This window comes from Streptomyces sp. NBC_01750 (genome assembly GCF_035918095.1).
Classification (GTDB): domain Bacteria; phylum Actinomycetota; class Actinomycetes; order Streptomycetales; family Streptomycetaceae; genus Streptomyces.
This window is the reverse complement of the sequence record NZ_CP109137.1, coordinates 1762707-1785231: the sequence shown is the minus strand read 5'-3', so window position 1 is coordinate 1785231 and position 22525 is coordinate 1762707. Positions and strand designations below refer to the sequence as shown.

Here is a 22525-nt window from a genome sequence, read left to right as displayed (position 1 = left end):
GGAGCAGTTCAGTGAGCATCGAGAAGCCCGAGATCGATTTCCCGGGTGGCGAGCCGCCGGCCGACCTGGAGATCAAGGACATCTGGGAGGGTGACGGCGCGGTAGCGAAGGCCGGTGACACCGTCTCCGTCCACTACGTGGGCGTGGCCTTCTCCACCGGCGAGGAGTTCGACGCTTCCTGGAACCGCGGCACTCCGCTCCAGTTCCAGCTCGGTGTCGGCCAGGTCATCTCCGGCTGGGACCAGGGCGTGCAGGGTATGAAGGTCGGCGGCCGTCGCCAGCTGACCATCCCCGCGCACCTTGCCTACGGCGAGCGTGGCGCCGGTGGCGGCGTCATCGCCCCCGGCGAGACGCTGATCTTCGTCTGCGATCTGGTTGCTGTCTGAGTCCGATCGCTTCGTAGCGTAACGAGGGCCCATGCCGCCTGGCGTGGGCCCTCGGCTTTTGCCCCGACACCCCGGAGCGGTACGGTCAACGCTCGGAAGTGTTACGTAGATGGGGGCGAAGGGCGTCGATGGCCATTGCCAAGGCCGAGCGGCTGATGAATCTGGCGCTGTGCCTGCTGGGAACCCGGCGTCCGCTCAGCAAGCGCGAGCTGCGCGGGTCCATCGAGGCCTATCTGGAGGCCGGCTCCGACGACTCCTTCAACCGGATGTTCGAGCGCGACAAGGACGATCTGCGCGAACTCGGCCTGGTCATCGAGACGGTGGAGAACCTCGACGGCGACACCGGCTATCTCGCCCGCCGCGACTCCAACCGGCTGCCCGCCATCACGCTGGACGCCGAGGAGGCCGCCGCCCTCGGGCTGGCGGCCAAGGTCTGGCAGCAGGCGCGACTGGCCGGAGCCGCAAGCGGCGCCCTGCAGAAGCTGCGCGCTGCCGGTATGCCCGAGGCCGAGGATTCGTACGAGGCGCACCACAGCGCACTCGAGCCCCGCATCCCGGTCCATGAGGCCGCTTTCGAACCGCTGATGCTCGCCTGCCGCGACCGCCGCCCCGTCGTCTTCGACTACCGCAAGGCCAATGCCGCGCGCCCCGAGCAGCGCCAGGTCGAACCGTGGGCCCTCGAGTTCTGGCGCGGCCACTGGTATCTCGCCGGCTGGGACCGGGACCGGGGGGCCGAGCGGGTCTTCCGGCTCTCCCGTATCACCGGCCGGGTCCGCTCCCGGGCCGGCTCGTTCACCGCCCCCGTGCCCGACGTCGTGACCGTCCGCGAGACGGTCGAGACCTGGGCGGGTGAGACCGCGACCCGCTCCGCCGTGATCCGGCTGCGCTCCGGCTGCGGCTATCCGCTGCGCTCGAGAGCACAGTCCGTCCGGGAACTGGGCGAGGGCTGGGACGAGTTGGAGATTCCGTACGGGCACGGACTCGACGCCTGGCTCGTGGAGTTCGGCCCGGACGTCGTCGTACTGGAGCCCGCGGATCTGCGGGCCGATGTGGTCGACCGGCTCCGTGCCGTGGCCAAGGGCTGAGGGGGACTCGTACAACCATGGCCGCCAACGCCATTGACCAGACCCGGCGGATGCTCTCGCTGGTGACCTATCTGCGCGAGCGCCCCGGCGCGCGCGTGGGGGACGTCGCCCGCGCCTTCGGGATCACCGAGGACGAGCTGATCTCCGACCTCGACGTATTGCCGATGTGCGGGACCAGCTTCCGCGGCGGCGATCTGCTCGACATCGACACCGACGGGGACCGTATCTGGTGGCGCAATCCCGATGCCTCCGGCACGAGTACCGCTGAGCCGCTGCGGCTCGCCGCCGACGAGGCGACGGCTCTGCTGGTGGCCGCGCGCGCCGTCGCCACTCTGCCCGGGCTGCGCGAGGGCGACCGCGAGGCGCTGCTGCGGGCCACGGCCAAACTGGAGACCGCGGCGGGCGAGGCGGCAGGGGCGAGCTCCCGGCTCTCGGTCACCTTCGAGTCCGAGGGCGGTGTCTTCGCCGATGTGGACCGGGCGATCTCCGAGCGGCGGCGGCTGTGGCTGAAGTACTACTCGCCCGCGCGCGACGAGCTCACCGAGCGCGAGGTGGACCCGATCCGGCTCTTCGCCGTGGGGCATACGTACATGGAGGCGTGGTGCCGTCTCTCCGAGGCGCGCAGGACCTTCCGCCTCGACCGGGTGGCCGAGATCAAGCTGCTCGACGCCCCGGCCGCACCGCCCGAGATCGAGCTGAGGGATCTCTCCGAAGGGCTGGTGCAGCCGTCCGCGGACGATCCGGAGGTCGTGGTCGAGGTCGGCCCCGGCGGACGCTGGGTTGCCGAGTACTACCCGCACGACAGCGCGGAGGAGCTCCCCGAGGGTGGCCTGCGCATCACTCTGCGTACACCAGCTCCCGCCTCGCTGCGGCGGCTTGCGCTGCGGCTGGGGCGGGACGGGCGGATCGTCTCGCCGCAGGACCTGGCGGACAGTGCCCGGCTGGCGGCGCGTGAGGCGCTCGCGGCGTATGACAGTCAGGAATCTCGCGGCGTATGACAGTCAGGAAAAAGGAGATTCGCGCGGCATGTCTCTGATGTCTGGAATTCCGGCGACGGTGGGACCGGTCCTCTTCAAGGCAGCGTGCCCCGAGTGCCGCGGCCGATTCGAGCTCTCCGCGGGGGCACTGCGGCTCGCCATCGGCGCCAGCCGCCGCACCACTTTCTACTCCTTCACCTGCCCCGAGTGTGAAAAGGCCGTCCGCCGGCCGGCCGGGGAGCGCATCGTCGAGCTCCTCACCGGCGGCGGCGTGCGGACCCTGCGCCTCCACTCCACCGTCTAGAACGGCCCAGGTTCTGCCTATGTTCTGGCCCATGCTCGCCATCGCCCTCGGCTTCCTCGGGATCGCCGTACTCGGGATCCTCGGTGTCCGGGTCTTCCTCGAGGCCCAGCGACTGGGCCGTGAGGTGGCCCGCACCACGGAGCGGATCAACCGGGCCGCGCAGGATCTGGAGAACGCGGCGACCGGTCTGGCCCGCACCGGTGAAGCCCTGCGGTAGCCGGGGTGCACCCTGATGCACGGCTGACCCGGGCGGTAGGCTGAAGACGGCGGCGACAGGCAATGAGGCGCCGGCCGCGACGGGAGTACGCAAGGGCATTGCCCTGCGTTTACCCGTGAGAGTTACGATCGCAGCCGGTCGCGGCTCGGACACCAGTCCGCAGCGATCTGCAGCTCAGCCCCATGCCGCCTCGGTGAGAAGGTAGACACCAGTTATGTTCCGACAGATCGGCCCCACCGAGATCATTCTCATCCTCGTCGTCGTTGTCTTGCTCTTCGGAGCCAAGAAGCTTCCCGAGATGGCCCGTTCGCTGGGCAAGTCCGCCCGGATCCTCAAGAGCGAGGCCAAGGCGATGAAGTCGGAGGGTCAGCCGGCTGCCACTCCTGCCGACCCGTCGCAGGACCCGGCCCAGGGTCAGGCCGCTCCTCGCACGATTCAGGCTTCGCCCGGCGATGTGACGAGTGCTCGTCCTGTGAACGAGCCGACCGACACCACCACCCAGCGCTGACCCCAAGGCCGCCGATCGTGGCCTGCCGCACGAGATGAGGACGTGGGTTGCTCAAGCCTGCCCGCTCGAAACCGAAGGAGAAGGACCCCGAGGGGCGGATGCCGCTCGCGGACCATCTGCGTGAGCTGCGCAACCGGCTTGCCAAGGGACTGCTGGCGATCGTCATCGCGAGCATCATCGCGGCCTTCTACAACAAGCAGCTGATGGACTTCCTCTCCGCGCCCGTACCCAAGTGCAAAGGCGGCGGGATCGCAGAGAACACCGGTGGTCAGTGCGCCACCATCGTGTTCAACAAGCTGCTGTCGCCCTTCACCACCACCGTCAAGGTGACCATGATGGCGGGCATCCTCCTCTCCTGTCCCGTCTGGCTCTACCAGCTCTGGGCCTTCGTGGCCCCGGGCCTGCACAGGAGCGAGAAGAAGTACACGTACTACTTCGTGACCGCCGCGGTTCCGCTCTTCACGGCCGGCGCGTACCTGGCGTACGTGATCATGCCCATCAGCATGAAGGTACTGCTGAGCATCACACCCGACACCGCGGGCAACCTCCTCGAACTGGACGACGTCCTCGACTTCTCCGTTCGCATGGTGCTGGTCTTCGGGCTCGCCTTCGAACTGCCGCTGTTGCTGATCATGCTCAACCTGGTGGGCATGGTGAGCGGGCGCCGTATGGCCCGCTGGTGGCGCGGCGTCGTGATGGGCGTGTTCGTCTTCGGTGCGGTCGCCACGCCCACCACGGACCCGATCGGCATGATCGCCCTGTCCGGGCCGATCGTGATCCTTTACTTCATGGCCGTGGGCTTCGCCATTGTCAACGACAAGCGCCGCGCGCGGCGGAACCCCGACGCCGAGCTCGACGACGACGAGGCATCCGAACTCGACCTCACCCCCGAGGCCGTCGGTGAGATCGAGTCCGTACCTGCCAGCCGGGCGCTGCCCGAGCAGGCCGGCGGTGAAGCGGACGGTGGGCGTTCGAACCGGCTCAACGGCTACGACGACATCACCTGAGCCTGCAGGGTGCGCCGGGTGACCGGCGGGATCACCTCTCGCCAGTACCACCGCGGGACGCGGCCGGGGCGCGCACGCCGCGCAACCGGCCGCTCGTGCGTTCCGGGCGCCGTGCGGGTGCCCGTACCGGTACTTGCCCCGGTCAATTAAAGATCGCGCTCACTGTCAGAGGTGACGGGTAGGCTCGTGAGCAAGATGACCGAGGACCTCTCTCCCGCTGAGCGCTACGTCGCTGCCCGTATTCGCGCTGCTGAGGAGGCCACCGCGCTGGCCCCCTTCCGAGCGCTGTACGAATTCGACCTGGACCCCTTCCAGATCGAGGCCTGTCAGGCCCTGGAAGCGGGCAAGGGCGTGCTCGTCGCGGCGCCCACCGGCTCCGGCAAGACCATCGTCGGCGAGTTCGCCGTCCACCTGGCCCTTCAGCAGGGCCGTAAATGCTTCTACACCACACCCATCAAGGCACTGTCCAACCAGAAGTACACCGACCTCGCCAGGCGCTACGGCGCGGACAAGGTCGGCCTGCTCACCGGTGACAACAGCGTCAACCCCGAGGCGCCGGTGGTCGTGATGACCACCGAGGTGCTGCGCAACATGCTGTACGCGGGCTCGCAGTCGCTGCTCGGCCTCGGCCATGTGGTCATGGACGAGGTCCACTACCTCTCCGACCGCTTCCGCGGTGCCGTCTGGGAGGAAGTGATCATTCACCTCCCCGAGTCGGTGACCCTGGTGTCCCTGTCGGCCACCGTGTCGAACGCCGAGGAGTTCGGCGACTGGCTGGACACCGTCCGCGGCGACACCGAGGTGATCGTCTCCGAGCACCGGCCCGTGCCGCTGTGGCAGCACGTCCTGGCGGGCCGCCGGATGTACGACCTCTTCGAGGAGGAGAGCGACCACGGCGGCCGCGGCGTGACCCGGCGCGAGGTCAACCCCGATCTCGCACGCATGGCGCGGATGGAGAACCAGCGCACGTACAACCCCCGCGATCGCCGTCGCGGGAAGATGGTCCGCGAGGCGGACCGTGAGCGTGAGCGGCGCCAGCGCACCCGGATCTGGACGCCGGGACGGCCCGAGGTCATCGAGCGGCTCGACGCGGAAGGGCTGCTGCCCGCGATCACCTTCATCTTCAGCCGGGCGGGCTGCGAAGCCGCCGTACAGCAGTGCATGTACGCGGGACTGCGGCTCAACGCCGAGGAGGCGCGGCTCAAGGTGCGCGAGATCGTCGAGGAGCGGACCGCCGCCATCCCCGGCGAGGACCTGCATGTCCTGGGTTACTACGAGTGGTTGGAAGGTCTGGAGCGGGGCATCGCCGCGCACCACGCCGGCATGCTGCCGACCTTCAAGGAGGTCGTCGAGGAGCTTTTCGTCCGCGGTCTGGTCAAGGCCGTCTTCGCCACCGAGACACTGGCGCTCGGCATCAACATGCCTGCCCGCTCGGTGGTGTTGGAGAAGCTCGTCAAGTGGAACGGCGAGCAGCACGCCGACATCACCCCCGGTGAGTACACCCAGCTCACCGGCCGGGCCGGACGGCGCGGCATCGATGTCGAGGGCCATGCGGTGGTGCTGTGGCAGCGGGCAATGGACCCGGCCGCGCTCGCCGGTCTCGCCGGCACGCGAACGTATCCCCTGCGCTCCAGCTTCAAGCCCTCGTACAACATGGCCGTCAATCTGGTGCAGCAGTTCGGACGCCACCGCTCGCGCGAGCTGCTCGAGACCTCGTTCGCGCAGTTCCAGGCGGACAAGTCGGTCGTCGGCATAAGTCGCCAGGTGCAGAAGAACGAAGAGGGACTCGAGGGCTACCGCGAGGGTATGACCTGCCACTTGGGAGACTTCGAGGAGTACGCACGGCTGCGCCGTGAGCTCAAGGACCGCGAGACGGAACTGGCCAGGCAGGGCGTCGCACAGCGGCGGGCCGCCGCCGCATCCTCGCTGGAGAAGCTGAAGCCCGGCGATGTCATCCATGTCCCGACGGGCAAGTTCGCGGGTCTCGCGCTGGTGCTCGACCCGGGCATTCCGGCCGGACGCAGCAACGGACACCGCGGCTTCGAGCAGCACGACGGCCCGCGGCCGCTGGTCCTGACCGCCGAGCGGCAGGTCAAGCGGCTGGCATCGATGGACTTCCCGGTGCCGGTCGAGGCGCTGGAGCGGATGCGGATCCCGAAGTCATTCAACCCGCGCTCGCCCCAGTCACGGCGCGATCTGGCGTCCGCGCTGCGGACGAAGGCCGGCCACATCGTGCCCGAGCGGCACCGCAAGCAGCGGGCCGAGGCCGCCGACGACCGCGAGATCGCCCGGCTCCGTGCCGAGCTGCGCGCGCACCCCTGCCACGGCTGCGCCGAGCGCGAGGACCATGCGCGGTGGGCGGAGCGGTACCACAGGCTGCAGCGCGACACCCGGCAGCTGGAGCGGCGCATCGAGGGGCGTACGAACACCATCGCCCGCACCTTCGACAGGATCGTGGCGCTGCTGACCGAACTGGACTATCTGCGCGGGAACGAGGTCACCGAGCACGGCAGGCGACTCGCGCGGCTCTACGGCGAGCTGGATCTGCTGGCGAGCGAATGCCTGCGCGACGGCGTGTGGGAGGGGCTCAACCCGGCCGAACTGGCCGCGTGCGTCTCGGCGTTGGTGTACGAGGCGCGGCAGTCCGACGACGCGGTCGCGCCCAAGGTCCCGGCGGGAAAGGCGAAGGCCGCACTCGGCGAGATGATCCGTATCTGGGGCCGGCTCGACGCCCTGGAGGAAGAGTTCAAGATCAATCAGGCGGAGGGTGTCGGAGAGCGCGAACCCGATCTCGGCTTCGCCTGGGCCGCGTACCAGTGGGCGTCCGACCGGAGCCTTGACGAGGTGCTGCGCGAGGCGGAGATGCCTGCCGGCGACTTCGTCCGCTGGTCCAAGCAGGTCATCGACGTCCTCGGCCAGATCGCCGCGGCGGCGCCGCGGGAGGGCAGCACGGTCGGGAAGAACGCACGCAAGGCGGTCGACGCGCTGTTGCGGGGTGTTGTGGCGTACAGCTCGGTCGGCTGACCGTCAGCCGTCGCACTGCCCCGTCCACCGCCTGTAGGCGGTGGACGGGGCCGAGACGATCGGCCGGCTCCGGGAGGTCAGCTCCAGAACCTGTCTTCCTCGTCGATGTCCTCGGTGCACTGGTCGATGTCAGTGATCTTGCCGCCGACGATGGTGAAGAAGAGTCCCTGGCGGACCTCGATGCCGAGATCGCCGCGGTCGGCCCGGGTCGTATGGAAGGACATGACATGCCCGCGCCCGTCGGCGAGCACCGCTTCGAGCTCGATCAGCATCGTGCCGACGGTCTCCTCGCCGAGGCGGCGATAGAGGTCGAGAACGGCGTCGCGGCCCTTGTGGTGTCCGGACAGCGGGTTGTTTCCCGGAATGTGGTGGACGACATCCGCGGTCATCAAGGAGCCGAGTGCCTCCATGTCACCCAGCCCGAACGCTGCGTAACCCCGGCGTACCAGGGCGCAGTCCGGGTGTTCAGCCATAGCGATTCCCACCTTTCGTCCCAATAACCTCCGCTTTTTTCCATCATCCGTCGGGTTCGGATGGCTGTCCACGCAGCTCCGCGACGGCGAGAAGGCGCCGCGAGCCCTGGTCAACTGTTTCTGAACGCCCGCCAGCCGCCGTACTCCGTGATGTCCAGGGCGTCGTCGAGAGCGGCGGGTTCGCAGAGAAATCCGGGGGCGGCGGTGCCGTCGGCCAGTTCCACGCGGCCAATGGCCATGGGGCGGGGGAGGGTGGCGGTGAGTGTGCCGAGGCCCTCCGGAGGCAACTCCCAGATCTCGGCCTCGATCTTCTGGCCGCCGGTTTCCACATGGACAAGGCCTGGCTTGGGCGGGTCGGTGCGCAGGGCGAAGAGCCGGTAGGCGGGGGCTGTGGTGGTGGTACGGATCAACCGCGCGCCGAGGGCGAGGAGTTGGGGATTGAGGGGCTGGCCGCTGAGATGGGCCCCGACGACGGCGAGGCGAGCGCGCGGGGTGAGGTGCCCGGCGATCCTGGCGAGTCGGTCGTCCGTGCCGGCCGGGCCGATCAGCATGACACCGAAGGGGCGGCCGTCCACTTCACCTGCGGGGACGGCGACCGCGGCGAGGTCGAAGAGATTGGTGGAGTTGGTGAACCGGCCGAGCCGGGCGTTGGCGCCGAACGGGTCGGCGGCGACGTCGGCGAGGGTGGGGTGGCCCGGGGTGGTGGGCAGGAGGAGCGCGTCCGCTTCGGCGAGGGCGGTCGTGGCGCGCGAGCGGAGGGCGGCGAGCCGGGCCTGGTCGGCGAAGAGCCGATGGGCGGGGATGTCGCGGGCGCCACGGATGATGGCGGCGACGGTGGGGTCGAGGTCGATCATGGCTTTATCGACAAAGGTGCCGACGGCTGTGTAGCGCTCGGCGACGAATGCGCCGTCGTAGAGGAGCGCGGCTGCCTCGGTGAAAGGCGTGAGGTCGATGGGGCTGAGGCGGGCGCCGACGGCCGCGAGGCGGTCCGCTGCCGCTTCGTACGCCTCGGCCCAGCCGTCGTCCATGGCCCCGAGCTGCGCCGCCGAGGGCACGGCGACCCGCCAGGGGCCGGGGGTGCGGTGCGGGGCCGCGCGACCGGGCGGCGTGGCGAGGACGGCGAGGGCGAGCTCGGCCTCGGGGAGCGTTCGGGCGAAAACGCTGACGCAGTCGAGGCTCGCGCAGGCGGGGACGACGCCGTCCGTGGGGACGAGGCCGCGGGTGGGCTTGATGCCGACGATTCCGTTGAAGGCGGCGGGGACCCGGCCCGAACCGGCGGTGTCCGTGCCGAGCGCGAGGTCGGCGATGCCGAGGGCGACGGCGACGGCGGATCCGGAGCTGGATCCGCCGGCGATCCTCGCCGGGTCGTGGGCGCTGCGTACCGCGCCGTACGGGGAGCGGGTGCCGACGAGGCCGGTGGCGAACTGATCCATGTTGGTACTGCCGAGCACGACGGCACCGGCGGCTCTGAGCCGCGCGACGGAGGGGGCGTCGGCGGCCGGGTTGTAGGAGTAGGAAGGGCAGGCGGCGGTGGTGGGGAGGCCGTCGACGTCAATGTTGCCCTTGACGGCCACGGTGCGGCCGGCGAGGGGGAGTTGCTCACCGGCGTCGACGCGCGCGTCGATGGCACGGGCATCCGATTCGGTGTCCGCGCGGGGGCGGAGGGTGATCCAGATGTCGGGCCGGTGAGCCCGGTCGATGCGGTCGTATGCGTCCCGCACGCGGGCGAGGGCGGTAGGGGGCATGTGTGGCGGCTCCTTGGGCTGCGGTGATGGTGGTCGGGGTGCGGGGTGCGGGGCGTGGAGTTCCCCCACCCCGCCCCTTCCCGGAACTGTGGGCGGTGCCCCCAGGCACCCTGGGGGGAGGGGTTCGTGGGGGCTGACGCCCCCACGTCCCCGGAGCGGCAGCTTCGCGCCAGAAGTCGGGGCTGATGCCCACGCCCCCGGTGCGGGCACCCGAGGGGCCCCCGGCCCTTGCCCCCTGGCAGGGGGACGCGCAGGGGTCGTGTCCGGGACGTAAAGCGTCGCAACTCGCGCGAAGCGCGGTGAGGAAAGCAGTCCCGGACACGAGCCCCGGAGCGGACCCCGGACGGCCACCCGCCCAAGACCGGACACGCCCAAGCACCCACAACCCGCACCCCGCAAGGCACCCGCACCCTGCAAGGCACCCGCACCCTGCAAGGCACCCGCACCCTGCAAGGCACCCGCACCCCCAGGCACGCGCCCCCGCACCCGAGCCCCGCACCCGAGCCCCGCACCCCCCATCTCATTCCCCCACCGGCGTCAGGATCAGCAGCGGAGTGCCCGCCTCCACCTGGGTGCCGGGGGTGACCAGGAAGCGGGTGATCCGGCCCGCCGACGGGGCGTGGACGCGGGATTCCATCTTCATCGCCTCCAGGGTGAGCAGCGGCTGGCCCGCCGACACCTCCGTGCCCGGCTCGGCATTCAGCTGCCAGACCGAGGCTGCGAATTCGGCCTCCACCACCCGGCCGCCCGGCGGGACGTCCAGTTCCGGGACGGCAGCCGGCGCCGGCCCCGCCGCCGTCGCCGAGTCCGCGCGGGCGAACTCGCCAGCCGCCTCCCACGCGTCGCGCTCCGCCCCGAACGCCCTCGACTGGCGGGCCCGGAAGGCCGCGATCGACTCCGCGTTCTCGTCGAGGAATCGCCGGTACTCGGCCAGCGAGAACGTTCCCTCCTCGATACGGGGCGTGAAACGGCCCGCCGCCATGTCCGCGCGGAGTTCGAGGAGTTCGTCCGCGTCGACCGCGTACCACTTGATCCGGTCGAAGAAGCGCAGCAGCCACGGCTGTTCCTGCCAGCGCGACCACACCTGAGTCGTACGGCCCACGAACTGATAGCCGCCCGGCCCCTCCATGCCGTAGACGCACAGATACGCGCCGCCGATTCCGACCGAGTTCTCCGCCGTCCAGGTCCGGGCCGGGTTGTACTTCGTGGTGACCAGCCGGTGGCGCGGGTCCAGCGGCGTGGCGACCGGCGCCCCCAAGTAGACGTCGCCCAGGCCGAGTACGAGATATTCCGCGTCGAAGACCGTGCGGTGGACGTCGTCCACCGAATCGAGGCCGTTGACGCGGCGGATGAACTCGATGTTCCACGGGCACCATGGCGCGTCGTCACGTACCCCGGCCGTATAGCGGGCGATCGCCTCCCGTGTCGCCGGGTCGTCCCAGGACAGGGGGAGGTGGACAGTCCGCGACGGCACCACCAGGGCGTCCGCGGGCGGGAGTTCGGACTCGAGGCGGGTCAGGACCGAGAGGAGGGCCGCCTGGGAGAGGGTCTCGGGGTCGATCTGGATCTGGAGCGAGCGGATGCCCGGCGTCAGATCCACGACGCCAGGCAGCCCCTCCGCCGCCACCGCCTCGGCCAGCGCGTGAACCCGCATCCGCAGCGCGAGATCCAGCTGCATCTCCCCGTACTCGACCAGCAGATTGTCGTCCCCGCTGCGGCGGTAGGTGACCGACTCGCCCTGCCCGAGGATCCCGCCGTCGACGATGGCCTCGCGCTCCTCGCCCTCGACCGTCACGGGGACGAACCTGACCGTGTCACCCGGCCGCAGCTGGCCCAGTTTCCAGCGCTCGGCCTTCAGAATCGTCGCCGGGCAGACGAAGCCGCCGAGCGAGGGGCCGTCCGGGCCCAGCAGCACGGGCATGTCTCCCGTGTAGTCGACCGCGCCGACCGAGTACGGCGTGTCGTGGATGTTGGACGGGTGCAGTCCTGCCTCTCCGCCGTCCGTCCGCGCCCACCGCGGCTTCGGGCCGATCAGCCGTACGCCCGTGCGCGCGGAGTTGAAGTGGACCTTCCACCCGGCGGCGTAGAAGTCATGGATGTCCTCCTCGGTGAAGAACTCCGGTGCGGCGTGTGGGCCTTCGGTCACCGCGATGTGCCAGATGTTCGGGTAAGCGGGGCGGTCGGCGTGCGGGACGGGCGTGCCGAACGCCGCCGCCGTGCCGCCGTGGAGCACATCGCCCGTACGCAGCGCCCGGCCGCCGTGGCCGCCGAACCGGCCCAGCGTGAACGTGGCCGCGCTGCCCAGGAAGTCCGGTACGTCCAGACCGCCCGCGAACAGGATGCAGGTGCGCAGGCCGTGGCCGTCGGGGGTGCCGACGGCCAGCGAGGAACCCGCGGGGACGGTGAACGGCTCCCACTGGCGGACCGGTGCGCCGTCGACCGTCACCGGCGCGGGCGCGCCCGCGACGCAGACCGTCGTCGCGTGCGTGAACCGCAGCGTCGGGCCCTGCAGCGTGCACTCCAGTCCTGGCGCGCCCTCGTCGTTGCCGAGCGCACGGTTGCCGAGGCGGAACGAGCGATCGTCCATCGGCCCCGACGGCGGCACGCCGACCTGCCAGTAACCGGTGCGACCCGGCCAGTCCTGGACGGTGGTGAGGGTTCCCGGTGTCATGACTTCGATACGCGGCGTCGGGTCGCTGATGGTCGCCAGCGTCGCGGTGGTGTGTGCGGCGGCCCTTACGGAGGCGTCGGCGAGCGCGGCCCGCACCAGGCCCAGATTGGTCTCGATGCCGTCGACGCGGGTCGCGGCGAGCGCGGAGTCCAGCCGGTCGAAGGCTTCGGCACGATCGGCGCCGTACGCCACGACTTTCGCCAGCATCGGGTCGTACGCCGTCGTCACCTCCGTCCCTGTCTCGACCCAGGAGTCGACACGTACGTCCGTGGGGAAGGACACCCGGGTCAGCAGGCCGGCGCCGGGGCGGTGGTCGCGGCTCGGGTCCTCGGCGTACACGCGGGCCTCGACGGCGTGCCCGCGCGGTTCGCCGGGCTCGCGCACGACGGCGGTCTCGCCCTGCGCGAGCCGCAGCATCCACTCGACGAGATCGACGCCATAGATCTCCTCGGTCACCGGATGCTCCACCTGAAGGCGGGTGTTGACCTCCAGGAAGTAGGCCTCCTCGCGGGCCGCGTCGTACACGAACTCGACCGTGCCGGCCGAGCGGTAACCGACGCTTGCGCACAGCTCCCGTGCCGAGGAGGTCAGTCGTCGGCGTACGGCAGCGGGCAGGCCGGGCGCCGGGGCCTCCTCCAGCACCTTCTGATTGCGGCGCTGGAGCGAGCAGTCGCGGTCGCCGAAGGTGATCACCCGGCCCTCGCCGTCGCCGAATACCTGCACCTCGACATGGCGGGCGTGCTCGACCAGGCGCTCCAGGAAGACGCCGGCCGAGGAGAAGGAGGCCGCGGCGACGCGCTGCACCCGCTCCCACGCGTCGGCCAGGCCCTCGGCGTCGTGCACGGCCCGCATGCCGATGCCGCCACCGCCGCCCGTCGCCTTGAGCATCACCGGGTAGCCGATGCGGTCTGCCGCCGCCAGCGCGGTGGACAGGTCGGGCAGCAGTCCGGTGCCGGGGGCGAGTGGCACGCCCGCGGCCTCGGCGGCCGCCCGCGCGGTGTGCTTCGCGCCGAAAAGTTCCAGCTGCCCGGGGGTCGGCCCGGCGAAGACGAGTCCGGCGTCCTCGCAGCGGCGCGCGAAGTCCGCGTCCTCGGAGAGGAAACCGTAGCCGGGGTGGATGGCGCCCGCGCCCGTGTCCTTCGCGGCCTTGAGTACGAGATCGGCGTCGAGGTACGACTCCTTGGCGGGCGCGGGGCCGAGCCGTACCGCCTCGTCGGCGAGCCGGACATGGGGTGCGGCGCGGTCGGGGTCGGAGAACACGGCGACCGTACGCAGCCCGAGGCGGCGGGCGGTGCGGATGATGCGGACGGCGATCTCGCCCCGGTTGGCGACCAGCAGTGTGCCGAACGCGGTCATACGGCGGCCTCGCTGATCGTCATCTCGACTGCGGTCGGCTCGAAGCCGTTGCACGGGTTGTTGATCTGAGGGCAGTTGGAGACGAGGACCAGGACATCGGTCTCGGCGCGCAGGGTGACGCGCAGACCCGGCGAGGAGATGCCGTCGACGATGCCGAGCGTGCCGTCCTTCTCGACCGGGACGTTCATGTACCAGTTGATGTTGGAGACCAGATCGCGCTTGCCGAGGCCGTAACGCGCGCCCTCCGCGAGGAAGTTGTCGACGCAGGCGTGCTGCGACCAGGTGTGGTGGCCGTAGCGCAGGGTGTTGGACTCCTTGGAGCAGGCGCCGCCGACTGTGTCGTGCCGTCCGCAGGTGTCCTCGGTGACGGTCATCAGCGGGGTGTGCTCGTTCGACAACAGCACGCTCCCGGTGGTGAGGAAGATGTTCCCCTGGGCGTGGACGGTATCGGCGGCGCTGTAACGGACGGTGGTGTCCTGGGCGTCGTACAACAGGAAGTCGACGGCCTGATTGCCGTGCAGATCGGTGATGGTCAGCTGTTTGCCGGCGCGGACGACGGCGGACCAGGCGGCGCGAGCGGGTACGACGGTGGTCGCGCTCATGCGAGTCCCCTCGAGGCAAGGAAATCAATGGTGTTGGCGAAGGCGCGGCGTCCCTCCGGTGTGGCCTCCCACAGCGGATCGCCGGGCGCGGTGGGCGCGGCGCGCCAGGCCAGCACCTCCAGCGCCGTGCTGGTGTACTCGGGGCGCGGGTCCAGTGGATGCGGGACGTTCGCGATCAGCACGGTCACGTCCTGCTCGGCGCGGAGCGTCACGGAGGCTCCGGGGCCGGCCGAGCCGGTGAAGTCGAGGGCGCCGTCGTCCCGTACCTCCACGCCCTGGAAGAAGGAGAGCGAAGGCGGCAGATCGCGCGGCTCCAGGCCGTTCTTGAGCGCGGCGAGCTTCAGGAGCTCGCGGCCCGCGGGGGACGCGGAATGGGGTGCGCCGTCCCCGTACCGCTCTGTGTTGCGTACGAGCGTGGAGGTGCCGCACAGGGCGTCGTGCCGGCCCGTTGTGTCCGCGACAAGCGTGGCGAGTACGCGGCCCTGGTCGGAGAGGAGCAGCTGCCCGGCGCGGAGGTAGGCGTTCCACTGGACCTTGACGGTGTCGGCCGTGTTGAGACGCTCCCACGGTCGTCCGTCCACGAAGAGCAGCACGTGCGCGCAGGCGTCCCCGTGCGGGTCCGTGAGCCGCAGCTCGGTGCCGCGGGCGAACACCCGGTGGGTGTAGTTGCCGCCCGCCACGGTCTCGGCCCACACCAGATGCCCGGCCTCGCGGGGCGGGGCGGGCCAGTCGGTCGCGGGCACGACCGGCATGGCCTCGGCGCGGGCGCCGTCCTGTGCGCGGGCGTGGTCGCGGGCCCCGTATGTCGTCGCGGTCGCCATGGCGGCGGACCTCCTCCGGCTCGGCGGTCATTTCTGTCGCGCGACAGAAATTAGGCGCAGGGGGAGTCGGGGTCATTGCCTGTCCGTTGCCCGGCGGTTACGGAACGCTCACCGGGATCTTGGTCGAAGGGATGTGCGGTCGGTGATCGGGGGGTGTGCGACGATCGGCTGCATGGGCACCACCACAGGACGACGGGTCGGGCGGCCGCGCGCGGAGCAGCGGCCGGACCGCGGGCTGTCCGCCCGAGACGAACTGCTGGCCGCGGCGGCCGAGTTGTTCACGACGCACGGCTACGCGGCGACCACGACGCGAGTGGTCGCGGAGAGCGCGGGGATGCGCCAGGCGACGATGTACCACTACTTCGGGGGCAAGGAGGACCTGCTCGCGGAGCTCCTCGAGTCGACGGTGACACCGTCACTGATCCTGGCACGTGAACTGCTCGCGGACGACGGGCGCCCGGCGGAGAAGCGCCTGTGGGAGCTGTGCCGCTCGGACGTGGAGCTGCTGTGCGGCGGACCGCACAACCTGGGCGCGCTGTATCTGCTGCCGGAGGTGCGGAGCGAGCGATTCGCGGGCTTCCACCGGGTACGGGAGGATTTGAAGGACGCCTACGGTCAGCTGCTGGGGGCGACGGCGGCGGGGGCCGAGCTGGACAAGGACGAGCTGCAGCTCCGTACGGACCTGGTGTTCGGGCTGATCGAGGGCGTGATCCTGGTGCACAGGTCGGATCCGCGTCGTGCCGTGGGGGTGTTCGCGGAGGCGACGGCGGATGCGGCACTGCGGATCACCGGGGCGTGAGGTCGGGCGCGGGCCTGTGTTCAAACACCCCGCTCAGCTCTGTGAGCCGACTGTGCGCTCCCCGCAGTCGGTAGCGGCTCGTCCCGGTGCTCTCGGGCGGCGCGTCACGACTCCGAGCCGTTCCCGGCCTCGCGGCCCCACCCGCCGGCATCCAGCACGCCGCATCCGCCCCCGCGCGGGGCCGGCTGTAGCCTGCGGTCATGACCAACTGGCTGCCGGACTTCGAGCCGCTACCCGATCCCGAGGCTCTCATCGCCCCGGAGATCACCGAGACCGAGTGCAGACAGTGCGGTACTCGCGTGTCCGGTCTCGACGGGCGCTATGCATGCGGAGTGTGTGGCTGGGTCAACGACCACACGGAGGGGCACCGGCCGCTTCCGCTGGCCGAGGACGACGCCGATTTTCCGCGCAGGAAGCGGATCGGGACCGGCGCGGCCTGAGGCGCGCGCCGGGCCGGCAGCCCCGCAGCGGGCCGGCCTCCGCACCGGATTCGCCCTGAGCGCCGCTCACATGCGAGCCATCGCTCGAGCATCGAGGCCGTCCGGATGCGGTTCGGTCATTCGAAGCCGAGTATCACGCACGACAAGGACCCCGGGCCCCGGCCGACCGTCAAGGACACTACGGCGGACGCGGCACGAGTCGGCTAGGGGCGCGCCGCCGCAGGTGCCACTTCCGGTGCCGATTGCCCCCGTTGTGCCCTCATAGCCCTCCAGAGAGCGCCGAGCCCCACTGTGACCAGCAGGAACAGCGCCGTGAACCACTGGAAGTACCAGTGCCCGCCCGACGGGTCGTACACCGCCGCCCGCGGCCAGGCCAGGTTCACCGTCATGAACAGGCCGTACGCCAGCGCCACGATGTTCACCGGCAGGCCCCAGCGGCCGAGTGAGAACAGCGGGCGGCCCGACTCGTCCACCTCGTCGGCCCCCGGACCAGGGGACCATTCGCCGCGCAGCCTGCGTACCAGCATCGGGCCCGTCACCATCGCGTAGGCCAGATACAGCATGGCGATGCAGGTCGTGCCGATGGCGAGGAAGGCCTCCGGCGAGACCAGGTTGAGCAGGACCAGCGCCGCTGCCGCCGCGCCGACGACCAGGGCGGGGACGGCGGGCATTCCGGTGCGCGCGGAGACCTTCGCGAGGCGGGCCGAGAAGGGCAGCACACCGTCGCGCGCCATGGAGAAGAGCATCCGGGAGCCCGCCGTCTGGATGGCCAGCGTGGCCACCGCGATGGCGATCACCACATCGATGAGCAAGGCCTTGCCCACGCCGTCGCCGAGGCTGCTCGTGAGGACGTAGGAGAGTCCCTCGGTCGCGAGGCGCCCGTCGGTCAGACTCGGCGCGGCGAGCACCCCGCCGAGCAGCAGCAGTCCGCCGAGGACACCGGCGGAGGCGAGCGCGAGAAGGATCGTGCGCGGGGCGGTACTGCGGGGGCTGCGCGTCTCCTCGCTGAGTTCGCCGGCGCTGTCGAAGCCGATGAGGACGTACGCCGCGGTGAAGGAGCCGACAAGAAGCGCGCCGATCGCTCCGCCCTGGCCGCCGGTGTGCAGGGTGACGCCCGCGCCGCGCTCGGAATGGGTCAGGAGCAGCACCACGATCAGCACCGCCCCGATGATCTCCGCGGTCACACCGATGCGGTTGACGGCGGACATGACGCGGTTGTCGAGGAGGTTGACGGCGGTGGTCAGGGCGAGGAGTACGACCGCCAGCAGCGCGGCGTTCGCGGCGCCCGACGGCGTCACGGGCGACGGGTCGCCGCCGAACAGCTGGAAGCCGGACCAGATCGCGGGGAGCACGACCTGGAGTGCCAGGGCTGCTGCGGCGACCACGACGATCTGGCCGATGACCATGATCCAGCCCGCGAACCAGCCGAAGGACGGAGTGCTGAGCCGCGTCGACCACTGGTAGATGGCGCCCGACAGCGGGTAGCGGGCGGCGAGTTCGGCGAAGCAGGCCGCGACCAGCAACTGCCCGGCCAGCACAGCGGGCCAGGTCCAGAAGAAGGCCGCGCCGCCGAAGGAGAAGCCGAACGCGAAGAACTGGAAGACCGTGGTGAGGACGGAGATAAAGGAGAACCCGGCGGCGAAGGAGGCGTACCGCCCCATGCTGCGATGCAGCTCCTGCCGGTAGCCGAAGCCGGCCAGTGCGGCCGCGTCGCCGCCCCGGCCGTTCTCCGGAGGGTCGGGCCGTACGTCGGTGGGTGCGGTCGTGGTCATGGCAGCCCCTGTCGCTCATTCCGGTTGTTATTCCGGTCAGGTGACAGAAATTAGGGAGAGGCTGTTTCGCCGGTGTCACGTGTCCATGTCCGTACGGGGCCCAAGTCCTCACGCCGTACTCCGCATGCCGTCCGCCCGAACTCCCCGTGCGCCGTCCGCCGAAAGATCTCTCCGCCGACCAATCCAACGCCCCCACCGCGCCGAATGACCGGTGGAGGGCGGTGCCGGAGCCGGCCCGGAGGGAGCGGGAATGACAGCGGAACGGCGGCGTACGGCCGTGGTCGGCGGCGGAGTCGCGGGGCTGACCGCCGCGTACGTACTGCAGCGCTCTCACACGGTGTCGCTGTACGAGGCGGACGACCGGCTCGGCGGGCATGCCCACACCCACGACGTCCCGTCCTCCGACGGGCGCGTACACCGCGTCGACTCCGGATTCATCGTCCACAACGAGCGCACCTATCCGCATCTGCTGCGTCTCTTCGCCGAACTCGGCGTGGTCACACAGGAGTCGGAGATGAGCATGTCGGTACGGTGCGAGGGCTGCGGACTCGAGTACGCGGGGGCCCGCGGCCTCTCCGGACTCCTGGCCCAGCCCCGCAACGCCCTGCGCGGCCGCTACCTGCGGATGCTCACCGAGGTCCCGGCCTTCCACCGCCGGGCCCGCCGACTGCTGGAGAACAGCGGCGACGAGCACCTGACGCTGGGGGAGTTCATCGCGGACGACGGCTTCTCCCCGTACTTCACCTCGCACTTCATGACACCGCTCGTCTCCGCCGTCTGGTCCTGCGACGGCGCCACCGCCCTGCGCCACCCCGCCCGCCATCTCTTCCGCTTCCTCGAGCACCACGGACTGCTGACGATCACCGGCTCGCCGGTATGGCGGACGGTCACCGGTGGCTCGCGCGCGTACGTCGAACGGATCGGCAAGGAGCTCGCCGCCGTGCACACCGCAACCCCCGGTCCGCGCGCTGCGCCGCCACGCGGACGGCGTCGAGATCACCGCCGAGGACGGCAGCGTGCGGGAGTTCGACTCCGTGGTCGTCGCCGTCCACCCCGACCAGGCACTGCGGCTGCTCGCCGACCCGACCGAGCAGGAGCGCCGGGTCCTCGGCGCGTTCCGCTACTCCCGGAACTCCACCCTGCTGCACACCGACACTTCCGTACTGCCGCGTACCAGGGGCGCACGGGCCTCCTGGAACTCTTCGATGCCCTCCTGCGAAACGGGTGCCGAACGGGTGCGGGTCAGCTACGACATGAACCGCCTCCAGCGGCTCGACGCCCCCGAGACCTTTGTGGTGACACTCAACGACTCCGACCGGGTCGACGCCGAACGGGTGCTCGCACGCATGCAGTACGAACACCCCCTCTTCACCCCGGAGTCGGTGGCCGCACAGGGGCGGCTGCCGCTGCTCAGCGGACCGGTGACGGCGTACGCGGGGGCGTACCACGGCTGGGGCTTCCACGAGGACGGCTGCGGCTCGGGCGTCGAGGCGGCCTTGGCGCTGAGGGTGTCCTGGTGAGCGCCCGACCCGCCCTGTACAGCTGCACGGTCACCCATGTGCGGACGGCGTCCTGCCGGTACGCCCTGCGCCACCGCACCTACATGTGGCTGACCGACCCCGATGAACCGCCGCGCCTGCCCCCGCTGCTCCGGCCGCTGGCCCGCTTCGACGCACGTGATCACTTCGGCGGTACCCAGCCGACGATCCGCGCCGGGCTCGAGCAGTACCTCGCCGCGCGGGACGTGCACCTGGACGGCGGCCGGGTGGTGATGCTCGCCCACGCGCGCGTGTTCGGCCATGTCTTCAACCCGCTGACCCTCTACTGGTGCCGGAGCCGCGACGGCAGCCTGCTCTGTGTCGTCGCCGAGGTGCACAACACCTACGGCGAACGGCACTGCTATCTGCTGCGCCCCGACGACGCCCACCGGGCCACGGTGGACAAGGCGTTCTACGTCTCACCCTTCTTCCCGGTGGACGGCGCCTACCGGATGCGGCTGCCAGAACCGGGCTCCCGGCTGGATCTGACGGTGCAGCTGGAACGGTCCGGAGCCCGCCCCTTCACCGCCACCGTACGAGGGGAGCGCCGACCGGCGACGGCGCGCGCCCTGCTCCGCGCCGCCCTGCGCAACCCCCTCTCCACCCTGGCCGTATCCGCCGGCATCCGGTTCCACGGCATCCGCCTGCTTCTGCGCGGACTGCCCGTACAACCCCGTCCCCGCCATGTGTCCCAGGAGGGTGTGAAGTGAGCGTGACCATGTCCCCGGCACCATCGAGAGTCGCGTCGGTCGACGCGCGGAGCTGGCCCGATGTGGCCCGGCTGCCCCGGACCTCCCGGCTGCGTACCGCGGCCGCCGAACGGCTCGTCCTGCGCGCCCTCGGCAGGCTGCCGCTGCGGGTCCGCCTCGCGGGCGGTGAGCCGATCGGCCTGGGCGGGCCCTTCATGGAGGTGCACGACCCGCAGGCCTTCTTCCGCCGTATCGGCGCGGGCGGACTCATCGGCTTCGGCGAGTCGTACATGGCGGGCGAATGGGAGGCCCGTGACCTCGTCGGCGTACTGACCGTCCTCGCCGAGCACGTGGCGACGCTGATCCCCGAGCCGCTCCAGCGGCTGCGCGGAGCCTGGGCGCCCACGGGGCCGGGCGAGCACCGCAACACCTCCGAGGGCTCCCGCGCCAACATCAGCCACCACTACGTCCTGTCGAACGAACTCTTCGCGCTCTTCCTCGACCGGACCATGTCGTACTCCTCCGCTCTCTTCCGCGGTTTCCCCGCCGAACAGAATCTGCTGCCCGCCGCTCAGCACCGCAAGATCGACCGGCTGCTCGACCTGGCACAGGTCGGATCCGGCACCCAGCTGCTGGAAATCGGCACTGGCTGGGGCGAGTTGGCGATCCGGGCGGCACAGCGCGGCGCCCGCGTGCTGACCGTGACCCTCTCGGGCGAGCAGCAGGAGCTGGCACGGCGACGCGTCCACGAGGCGGGACTGGCGGACCGGGTGACGGTCCTGCTGCGTGACTACCGCAAGGTGCTCGGCCACTACGACGCGATCGTCAGTGTGGAGATGGTCGAGGCAGTCGGCGAGGAGTTCTGGCCGGAGTACTTCATGACGCTGGACCGGCTGCTCGCGCCCGGCGGGCGAATCGCGCTTCAGTCGATCACCATGCCGCACGAGCGGCTGCTGGCCTCCCGCACCACCTTCACCTGGATCCAGAAGTACATCTTCCCGGGCGGGCTGCTGCCCTCGACCGAGGCGATCGAGCAGGTCGTCACCGGCTGCACCGGACTGCGGGTGGCCGCGCGGGACGGCTTCGGTCCGCACTACGCCGAGACACTGCGGCTGTGGCGCGAGCGCTTCGCCGAACGAGCCGCCGCCGTCGGCGCCCTCGGTTTCGACGAGACCTTCCGCCGGATGTGGACCTTCTATCTCGCCTACTCCGAGGCGGGCTTCCGCTCCGGCTATCTGGATGTGCAGCACATGCTGCTGACGAAGGAGGAGACGGCATGAGGCCCCGGTGAACGGCTTTCCGTGGACGGCGTTCGCGCACGGCCTCGGCTTTGCCGCGGCCGTCGCTCTCGCCGTCATGCTCGTCACTTTCGCCGTCGCCCTGCGGGCCGGCGTGCACCGCGTCGTCGATGTGGCGTGGGGCATCGGCTTCACGGCCGTGGCCCTCGTCTCGTACGCGCTCTCCGCGGGGCACGGGGACGACGGGCGGCGGCTCCTGGTGACCGCGCTGACGGCCGTATGGGGTGTGCGACTGGCCGTGTACATCGCCCTGCGCGGGCGTGGACACGGCGAGGACCCGCGGTACGAGGCGATGCTCGCCAGGGCGGGCGGCAACCGCCACCTCTACGCCCTGCGCATCGTCTATCTGCTGCAGGGTGCGCTGGTATGGCTGGTCTCACTGCCCGTCCAGGCCGCGCAGTACACCCCCGGGCCGGTCACCGCGATCGGCCGGCTGGGCTGCGCGGTATGGCTGGCCGGGGTGTTCTTCGAGGCGGTCGGGGACTGGCAGCTCGCCCGCTTCAAGTCCGATCCGGCGAACAAGGGCCGGATCATGGACCGCGGTCTGTGGAGCTGGACCCGGCACCCCAACTACTTCGGCGACTTCTGCGTCTGGTGGGGTCTCTTCCTGATCGTGTGCGACGACTGGGCGGTCACGGCGGCGACGGTTGTGAGCCCGCTGGTGATGAGTCGGCTGCTGATCAAAGGGAGCGGAAAGCCCATCCTGGAACGGCAGCTGGGGCGACGCCCCGGCTTTGCCGAGTACGCCGCCCGTACGAGTGGTTTCTTCCCGCGCCCGCCGAAGAAGGCCTGAAGCCCGGGGACCCCGGGGCG

At 70.7% G+C, this 22525-nt stretch carries 19 protein-coding genes and 1 pseudogene; 14 read left to right on the top strand and 6 right to left on the bottom strand.

Annotated features, from left to right (window positions below; all coding sequences use genetic code 11):
• The first annotated feature begins 11 nt into the window (after nucleotides 1-11).
• From OG966_RS07990 to OG966_RS07955, 8 genes are all read left to right on the top strand, one after another.
• Nucleotides 12-386, top strand: a complete 375-nt coding sequence (locus OG966_RS07990) for an FKBP-type peptidyl-prolyl cis-trans isomerase (protein ID WP_326648743.1) — start codon at nucleotides 12-14, stop codon at nucleotides 384-386.
• A 128-nt stretch (nucleotides 387-514) separates the two neighbouring features.
• Nucleotides 515-1471, top strand: coding sequence for a helix-turn-helix transcriptional regulator (locus tag OG966_RS07985; protein WP_326648742.1), 957 nt, complete (start codon nucleotides 515-517; stop codon nucleotides 1469-1471).
• A gap of 17 nt (nucleotides 1472-1488) precedes the next feature.
• Nucleotides 1489-2469, top strand: coding sequence for a helix-turn-helix transcriptional regulator (locus OG966_RS07980; protein WP_326648741.1), 981 nt, complete (start codon nucleotides 1489-1491; stop codon nucleotides 2467-2469).
• Nucleotides 2470-2497: 28 nt separating this feature from the next.
• On the top strand, nucleotides 2498-2752 hold the full coding sequence (locus OG966_RS07975; RefSeq protein ID WP_326648740.1) for a hypothetical protein: 255 nt from the start codon (nucleotides 2498-2500) through the stop codon (nucleotides 2750-2752).
• A gap of 19 nt (nucleotides 2753-2771) precedes the next feature.
• Entirely contained in the window at nucleotides 2772-2969 is a 198-nt protein-coding gene (locus tag OG966_RS07970) for a hypothetical protein (RefSeq protein ID WP_326648739.1), read from the top strand.
• A 214-nt stretch (nucleotides 2970-3183) separates the two neighbouring features.
• Nucleotides 3184-3477 carry a Sec-independent protein translocase subunit TatA gene (gene tatA, locus OG966_RS07965; RefSeq protein WP_326648738.1) on the top strand — a complete coding sequence of 98 codons (294 nt, stop codon included), beginning with the start codon at nucleotides 3184-3186 and terminating at the stop codon, nucleotides 3475-3477.
• Between the two features lie 98 nt (nucleotides 3478-3575).
• Nucleotides 3576-4484: a twin-arginine translocase subunit TatC gene (gene tatC / locus OG966_RS07960; protein WP_326655125.1), complete on the top strand. Its 909-nt coding sequence runs from the start codon at nucleotides 3576-3578 to the stop codon at nucleotides 4482-4484.
• Nucleotides 4485-4679: 195 nt separating this feature from the next.
• Nucleotides 4680-7508 carry a DEAD/DEAH box helicase gene (locus OG966_RS07955; RefSeq protein ID WP_326655124.1) on the top strand — a complete coding sequence of 943 codons (2829 nt, stop codon included), beginning with the start codon at nucleotides 4680-4682 and terminating at the stop codon, nucleotides 7506-7508.
• Between the two features lie 77 nt (nucleotides 7509-7585).
• On the opposite strand, the gene OG966_RS07950 is transcribed toward OG966_RS07955, so the two are convergent.
• The 5 genes from OG966_RS07950 to OG966_RS07930 form a co-directional block, all read right to left on the bottom strand.
• On the bottom strand, nucleotides 7586-7981 hold the full coding sequence (locus OG966_RS07950; RefSeq protein ID WP_326648737.1) for a nuclear transport factor 2 family protein: 396 nt from the start codon (nucleotides 7979-7981) through the stop codon (nucleotides 7586-7588).
• A gap of 110 nt (nucleotides 7982-8091) precedes the next feature.
• Nucleotides 8092-9726 (bottom strand): allophanate hydrolase, encoded by a 1635-nt coding sequence (gene atzF, locus OG966_RS07945; RefSeq protein WP_326648736.1) that lies wholly within the window; start codon nucleotides 9724-9726, stop codon nucleotides 8092-8094.
• A gap of 520 nt (nucleotides 9727-10246) precedes the next feature.
• Nucleotides 10247-13753: a 5-oxoprolinase/urea amidolyase family protein gene (locus OG966_RS07940; protein WP_326648735.1), complete on the bottom strand. Its 3507-nt coding sequence runs from the start codon at nucleotides 13751-13753 to the stop codon at nucleotides 10247-10249.
• Nucleotides 13750-14355, bottom strand: coding sequence for an urea amidolyase associated protein UAAP2 (locus tag OG966_RS07935; RefSeq protein WP_326648734.1), 606 nt, complete (start codon nucleotides 14353-14355; stop codon nucleotides 13750-13752). The genes OG966_RS07940 and OG966_RS07935 overlap by 4 nt, the downstream gene beginning before the upstream one ends.
• Nucleotides 14352-15176 (bottom strand): urea amidolyase associated protein UAAP1, encoded by an 825-nt coding sequence (locus OG966_RS07930; protein ID WP_326648733.1) that lies wholly within the window; start codon nucleotides 15174-15176, stop codon nucleotides 14352-14354. Before OG966_RS07930 ends, OG966_RS07935 begins: the two co-directional genes overlap by 4 nt.
• Nucleotides 15177-15348: 172 nt before the next feature.
• On the opposite strand from OG966_RS07930, the gene OG966_RS07925 reads away from it, so the two are divergent.
• Nucleotides 15349-15975 carry a TetR/AcrR family transcriptional regulator gene (locus OG966_RS07925; RefSeq protein WP_326648732.1) on the top strand — a complete coding sequence of 209 codons (627 nt, stop codon included), beginning with the start codon at nucleotides 15349-15351 and terminating at the stop codon, nucleotides 15973-15975.
• A gap of 200 nt (nucleotides 15976-16175) precedes the next feature.
• Nucleotides 16176-16415: a hypothetical protein gene (locus OG966_RS07920; protein WP_326648731.1), complete on the top strand. Its 240-nt coding sequence runs from the start codon at nucleotides 16176-16178 to the stop codon at nucleotides 16413-16415.
• A gap of 203 nt (nucleotides 16416-16618) precedes the next feature.
• On the opposite strand, the gene OG966_RS07915 is transcribed toward OG966_RS07920, so the two are convergent.
• Complete coding sequence (locus tag OG966_RS07915) at nucleotides 16619-18187, bottom strand: amino acid permease (RefSeq protein WP_326648730.1); 1569 nt, start codon at nucleotides 18185-18187, stop codon at nucleotides 16619-16621.
• Between the two features lie 250 nt (nucleotides 18188-18437).
• Between OG966_RS07915 and OG966_RS07910 the strand changes: the two are divergent.
• The 4 genes and pseudogenes from OG966_RS07910 (at nucleotide 18438) to OG966_RS07895 (ending at nucleotide 22505) form a co-directional block, all read left to right on the top strand.
• A pseudogene (locus OG966_RS07910) lies at nucleotides 18438-19707 on the top strand (NAD(P)/FAD-dependent oxidoreductase).
• Nucleotides 19704-20435 carry a DUF1365 domain-containing protein gene (locus OG966_RS07905; protein ID WP_326648729.1) on the top strand — a complete coding sequence of 244 codons (732 nt, stop codon included), beginning with the start codon at nucleotides 19704-19706 and terminating at the stop codon, nucleotides 20433-20435. The pseudogene OG966_RS07910 and the gene OG966_RS07905 overlap by 4 nt, the downstream one beginning before the upstream one ends.
• Before the next feature lie 8 nt (nucleotides 20436-20443).
• Nucleotides 20444-21694, top strand: coding sequence for a cyclopropane-fatty-acyl-phospholipid synthase family protein (locus OG966_RS07900; RefSeq protein WP_326655123.1), 1251 nt, complete (start codon nucleotides 20444-20446; stop codon nucleotides 21692-21694).
• A 7-nt stretch (nucleotides 21695-21701) separates the two neighbouring features.
• On the top strand, nucleotides 21702-22505 hold the full coding sequence (locus tag OG966_RS07895; RefSeq protein ID WP_326648728.1) for a DUF1295 domain-containing protein: 804 nt from the start codon (nucleotides 21702-21704) through the stop codon (nucleotides 22503-22505).
• Nucleotides 22506-22525: the final 20 nt, after the last annotated feature.